Annotated in this window: 5 protein-coding genes; 3 read left to right on the top strand and 2 right to left on the bottom strand. The window is 47.2% G+C overall.

Annotation, left to right across the window (positions count from 1 at the left end; all coding sequences use genetic code 11):
* From QZP87_RS09085 to QZP87_RS09075, 3 genes are all read left to right on the top strand, one after another.
* The coding region (locus QZP87_RS09085) for an IS4 family transposase (RefSeq protein WP_291322600.1) at positions 1-1,088 on the top strand (1,088 nt) is incomplete at its 5' end.
* A 73-nt stretch (positions 1,089-1,161) separates the two neighbouring features.
* Positions 1,162-1,986, top strand: a complete 825-nt coding sequence (locus QZP87_RS09080) for a hypothetical protein (RefSeq protein ID WP_291322599.1) — start codon at positions 1,162-1,164, stop codon at positions 1,984-1,986.
* 133 nt (positions 1,987-2,119) lie between these two features.
* Positions 2,120-3,058 carry a transposase gene (locus tag QZP87_RS09075; protein WP_291322598.1) on the top strand — a complete coding sequence of 313 codons (939 nt, stop codon included), beginning with the start codon at positions 2,120-2,122 and terminating at the stop codon, positions 3,056-3,058.
* 251 nt (positions 3,059-3,309) lie between these two features.
* Here the strand turns inward: QZP87_RS09075 and QZP87_RS09070 are convergent, their stop codons facing one another.
* Together QZP87_RS09070 and QZP87_RS09065 are read right to left on the bottom strand one after the other, a co-directional pair.
* Positions 3,310-4,170, bottom strand: coding sequence for a DMT family transporter (locus tag QZP87_RS09070; protein WP_291322597.1), 861 nt, complete (start codon positions 4,168-4,170; stop codon positions 3,310-3,312).
* 129 nt (positions 4,171-4,299) lie between these two features.
* Complete coding sequence (locus QZP87_RS09065; RefSeq protein ID WP_291322596.1) at positions 4,300-4,626, bottom strand: hypothetical protein; 327 nt, start codon at positions 4,624-4,626, stop codon at positions 4,300-4,302.
* Positions 4,627-4,856 lie beyond the last annotated feature (230 nt).

Genomic DNA, 4,856 nt, shown 5'->3' with positions numbered 1-4,856 from the left:
CAATTCAAAGGATGAGTGCGGTCCAGGATGTGCTGTGTCTGCAGGACGGAACAGATCTGAACTACAACAACCTGGATAAATGCTCAGGTCTGGGTGTCATCGGCAAGAACCAGACCAAGGCCCAAAGTCAGGGCTTACACTTGCATTCCTCATTGGCAGTCACCCCGGAGGGGTTGCCTTTGGGTGTGCTGCACGCCACATGGAATGCTCCTGAACCGAAGCTGGATAATGGCAACAGAACCAGGGCTCAGGTGCCCATCGAAGAAAAGAAAAATCATGTCTGGCTCGATCACCATCGAGACATGGTTAAAATAAAGCAAGAACTTCCAGGCATTCGGTTGACTGATGTCTGTGACCGGGAAGCTGATTTTTTTGAGCTGTTTGACGAGCAACGAAAGCACGGCCTTGTTGAGCTGCTTGTTCGTGCCAGGCATGATTGCAAAATTGATCAAGAAAACGGCAAAATGTTTGACTTGGTCAGTCAGGCCCCGATTCTGGGCCGGGTCGATATCACGGTTCCGCGACAAAGCGCCTGGAGCAAGAAAAGTAAAATGAAAGCCAGACCCAGAAGGGATGCACGTCAGGCCACTCTGGTTCTGCGGACAAAAAAGGTCAAGCTGAAGCCCGGCAGGCACATTGCAGATAAGGAGCCGATTACCGTGTGGGTGGTGCACGCCCGAGAGGAGCATGCGCCTGCAGAAGAAGAACCTGTAGAATGGTTTTTGTTGAATACAATACCCATCAGTACCTTCGAAGATGCCCAGCAATGCCTTAATCGGTACTGTAAGCGCTGGCGCATCAAAGACTGGCACCGGGTTCTCAAAAACGGATGCAAGGTAGAAGATTTATCCCATAACACAGCTAAACGCCTGAGTCGGGCCATAGCCATTAACCTGGTCATCGCCTGGCGAATTATGCTCATGACTCTTCTGGGCCGGGAAGTTCCAGGACTGCCACCTGAGGTGCTCTTTTCGGATACTGAGATTAAGGTTTTGAAGGCATATCCCCAAAAAAAAGCGGCAAGCAGTCCAGACATTAGGCGCTTAGGGCCGGGAGAGCCAGTCCCCATGCCACATGCAAAGCGCTAAACAGATACATATAATTACTTGTTCGGCTACATAAAAATCATAGATCGTATTTAAAAAAACAATTGGAGAAGTCATGAGATTATCGGATAGAGACGCTCATCTTTTTTTTGATCTGATGTGGGGGCTTCAATATTTTGTCAATCAAAAACACAAAATAAATGATAATATTAAAAGCTTGGAAGAATATATTAAATGTTCCACAGAAGAAAAGTTTGAAGTCCGCGCAGCTCTTTATTCGGATATTAAAATTATTGATTCTTATATTCAAGAAAACCCCCAGAATTTATCTAAAGAGAGATTAGATATTATTTCTGGATGGAAATGCTTTGTTAAAGGATATTTCCATATTGAAAGATTTTTAAAACGATGTACAATATTCATTCAAAAAAATGAAGTCTACGGAGTGTTAGCTCTCTATCAAAATTTTGATGAAATGATTCATCGTTCTCGCCTCCCTATTTATGTCCAAACAGTATTATTGCCATTTCAAGGTAAAATTATATATGATGGATTCTTTCAGGCACATAACATCTTTTTTGGTAGTGGAGTAAAACGTGAATTGAAGGAATCCTATATGATAGCTAAGCAAAACAATCGTATTGTTGAAAGTTTTGATGATGCTAAAAATGATAGCCAAAAAAAGAAAGAAAATACGAATAAGCCTCTTAATAATTGGAGGTCTGAATTAAATGAGCTTTCCAGTGGCTCTAAAAAATTAAAAGCTAAGGCATCCGATCCGGCAATATTTAGTCCCGCATTTAGCCTGGTAAAGGCAAGCATTGAATTTGCACAAGTTGCAGTATCAGATCCAGATGACCAGGCAGGCCTTTTTAAAGCTTTAAATAAAGTAAGGCTTGCCTACAACAAATCGAACACTGTACTTGATCGTCAAGAATAATAACACTACAGCGACACTTTGCCTGCATGTTTGTGGTGTCTGACTGGGACAGACAAAAAATGATGGACATTCATCCTCATTTCGTCTACCTCTTTTTCCATAGACACTAACCCTCATCACAAGGAGGTTCAACATGCCTAAAAACGCCAGGTTTACCCTGCCTCACAGACCAACCGTATACCATGTAATATCCCGCACTGCTCTGCCAGGCCTGCCTTTGGGCGATATTGAGAAAAACCGTCTTCTGGAAATTATCAAGTATTTCAGCAGTATTTACTATATAGATGTCCTTGGTTTCGCAATTATGGGCAACCACTGGCACCTGGCTGTAAAGATTTACCCCAGGGACTACGCTACCAGGCAGGAGGTTCAGGACAGATTTGTCCAACGCTATGGTGAGAATATAAATTTCGGGGACCAGGAGATGGAAAAGTTCAGCAAGAAATGGACTGATCTTTCTGAGTTCGTCCGGGAGATCAAGCAGACCTTCTCCCGGTATTATAATAGGCAGCATAACAGACAGGGCTTCTTCTGGGGTGAGCGTTTTAAGTCCATGATTGTTCAGGAAGGCAGCACCCTTGTGAACATGCTGGCCTACATAGACCTCAATCCCATACGGGCTGGAATAGTAAAAAAGCCTGAGGACTACCCCTGGAGTTCACTTGGTTATCATACCCAGACCGGGAACAAAGACGGTTTCTTATCCACTGATTTTGGCCTCAAGGAATGGAACGAGTTGGACCCCAAAGAGATCGTCCGCAAATACAGGCAGTTTATTGAAGAGACCGGCGCTTTGGATGCGGGTAATGGCATGACCATGGATAAAAAGGTTGTTGAGAAAGCCAGAAAAAAAGGCTGCAAAATAACCAGGTCAGAGCGGTTCAGGTACAGATGCCGGTATTTTTCTGACTCGGGAGTTATCGGCGGGAAGGACTTTGTGCAGGAGGTCTTTGATCAGCTCAAGCACCTGCTGGGGTCCAAGGATACAAGGATATTCACTCCGGTTAGCGGTGTGAAGGGTTTATATTCCATGAAAAGATTGGGGCAAAGTAAAGTTGCCGATCTCGAATAACAGCGTTAAAAAAATCTTATAAAATTCAGCAAGGTAGGCTATACAATGGAAACCCGGGCAAATAATGATGATTAATTGCTCCAGGATGCTTTATCCATAAGCGGGCTTCAGAACAATGAGTCGTTTTGAGCACAAAATGATACGTCAATATCACTACAGCGACACTTTGTGTAAATTATCGCCTCGGCCACCGGGGACAGGCACTTTTGCCGACCTCAAACCGTAAAACAGCCGATAATTCCTACTGTTCCTCAGGCCCTCAAAAGCCACAGGGCAGCCAGGGCCAGGGCCAGTCCCAGCAGACGGGAAGCATCCAGACGCTCTTTGAATACAATAACCGCCAGCAGCACCGGCACCAGAAAATGCATGCCGTTGACTACAGCCACAATGGACAACGGCCCCAGGGCCAGGGCCTTTAGAAAAAGATAAAAACCGGCCAGGTTGAGCAGACCCATGATCAGCCCAATGCCCAGGGAGATCTTTCCCCGGTGTTGATCCTGAGTATTGGCGAACATCCTCGGGGACAGGGCCAGAGTGAACAGGGTGGAGAAAATGTAGGACAGGGCAATAAAGGCCCAGATATCCGTGTGATCAGCTGCGTATTTACAGGTGATGGCGGACAGGCCCCCGGCCAGCATGGCCAGGAAAACCAGCAAAAGCCCTCTGCCCCGTAATTCGGCCTGAAAACCGGTTTTTCTGTCCCGGCCCAGGATCCATACAGTTGCCAGTGAAAACAAAAGCCCGATTATCTGTTGCGGTGCCAGGCTTTCCTGGAGAAAAAACACCGCGAACAGGACCACCAGGACAATGTTCATGCGGATCAAAGGATAGGCAACCGCTGCAGGCACGTATTTCAGTGCCTGGATATGGCACAGGGTGGCGCTGGCAAAGGTCAGGCTGTTGGCCATGGATATGAAAATCAGAAATCCCGGAGCGCTGATTTCCGGCCGCCTGGTCAGGGTAACAGCACTGGCCAGCACGGCCACAGTGGCCATAAAAACAAACGTGGTTCTGAAAGTGCTGCAGTTCCGGGCTGCAGACACTTTATACAAAAAGCGCTGTCCGCCAAGGAGCAGAAGCGCTGACAGAGAATAGACATACCAGAGTTCCATAACAGCTTATTCAAGCCTAACGCGGGCTATGCCCGCAACCCATTAAAGAAAAGAGTTTTTGGCCCACAGATCACACCCAGTGAAATCCGTCCCAGTGAAACCCCCTTTGGGGAGTCCCAAGGGACTGTTTCACGGGATAAACTGCGCTGAGACATAACGTCTATTCACCGGGCAGGCAGATTGACACAGATAAATGAGATTGAAGAAGCATGTTTTTTCCTTGCGGGAATAAGAACCCAGTTGAATCCTTTCAGGGCAACTGTCGCTGCATTCATTCACGCCACAGGCGTGACAGGACCCGCAAGGAAAAGGCATCAGCCGCTTGCGCGGCGGGGGGAGCACCTGAGCTAAGTGTCCAAAATCTGTGCAGTTGCGCGCAAGCCTGCTCACCTCCAGCCCGATGACGATACCGACAAGCCCCAGTCCCACATCCGTCACTAACTCTTTAAAACCCATCCGGTCTGCTGCTGAGGCTCATGATTGGCCCAGATCATTGTCAACGACCACAAGTTGCTCCAGGGTCCATCCAAGGCACAGCACGCTGGCGAAGGGCGTATTGACGCTTTGTACTCTCAGTGTTTTCCACCACCTGCCGCAGAGTAGACTGTCTCACGTACAGATAGGCGCTGCGTCTCAGGTGTTGTGACTTAATTTTTCCCTGCGTATCCTGCATTATAGCTCCTCCT

The organism is Desulfonatronospira sp. (assembly GCA_003563255.1).
Classification (GTDB): Bacteria; Desulfobacterota; Desulfovibrionia; order Desulfovibrionales; family Desulfonatronovibrionaceae; genus Desulfonatronospira.
Note: the sequence above shows the minus strand (reverse complement) of the source record. Positions and strands in the feature narration are given on the sequence as shown.

Excerpts from the sequence above, each read along its gene's own strand:
- QZP87_RS09070 (WP_291322597.1), bottom strand. The coding sequence starts at position 4,170 with ATGGAACTCTGGTATGTCTATTCTCTGTCAGCGCTTCTGCTCCTTGGC.
- QZP87_RS09065 (WP_291322596.1), bottom strand. The coding sequence starts at position 4,626 with ATGGGTTTTAAAGAGTTAGTGACGGATGTGGGACTGGGGCTTGTCGGT.
- QZP87_RS09080 (WP_291322599.1), top strand. The coding sequence starts at position 1,162 with ATGAGATTATCGGATAGAGACGCTCATCTTTTTTTTGATCTGATGTGG.
- QZP87_RS09075 (WP_291322598.1), top strand. The coding sequence starts at position 2,120 with ATGCCTAAAAACGCCAGGTTTACCCTGCCTCACAGACCAACCGTATAC.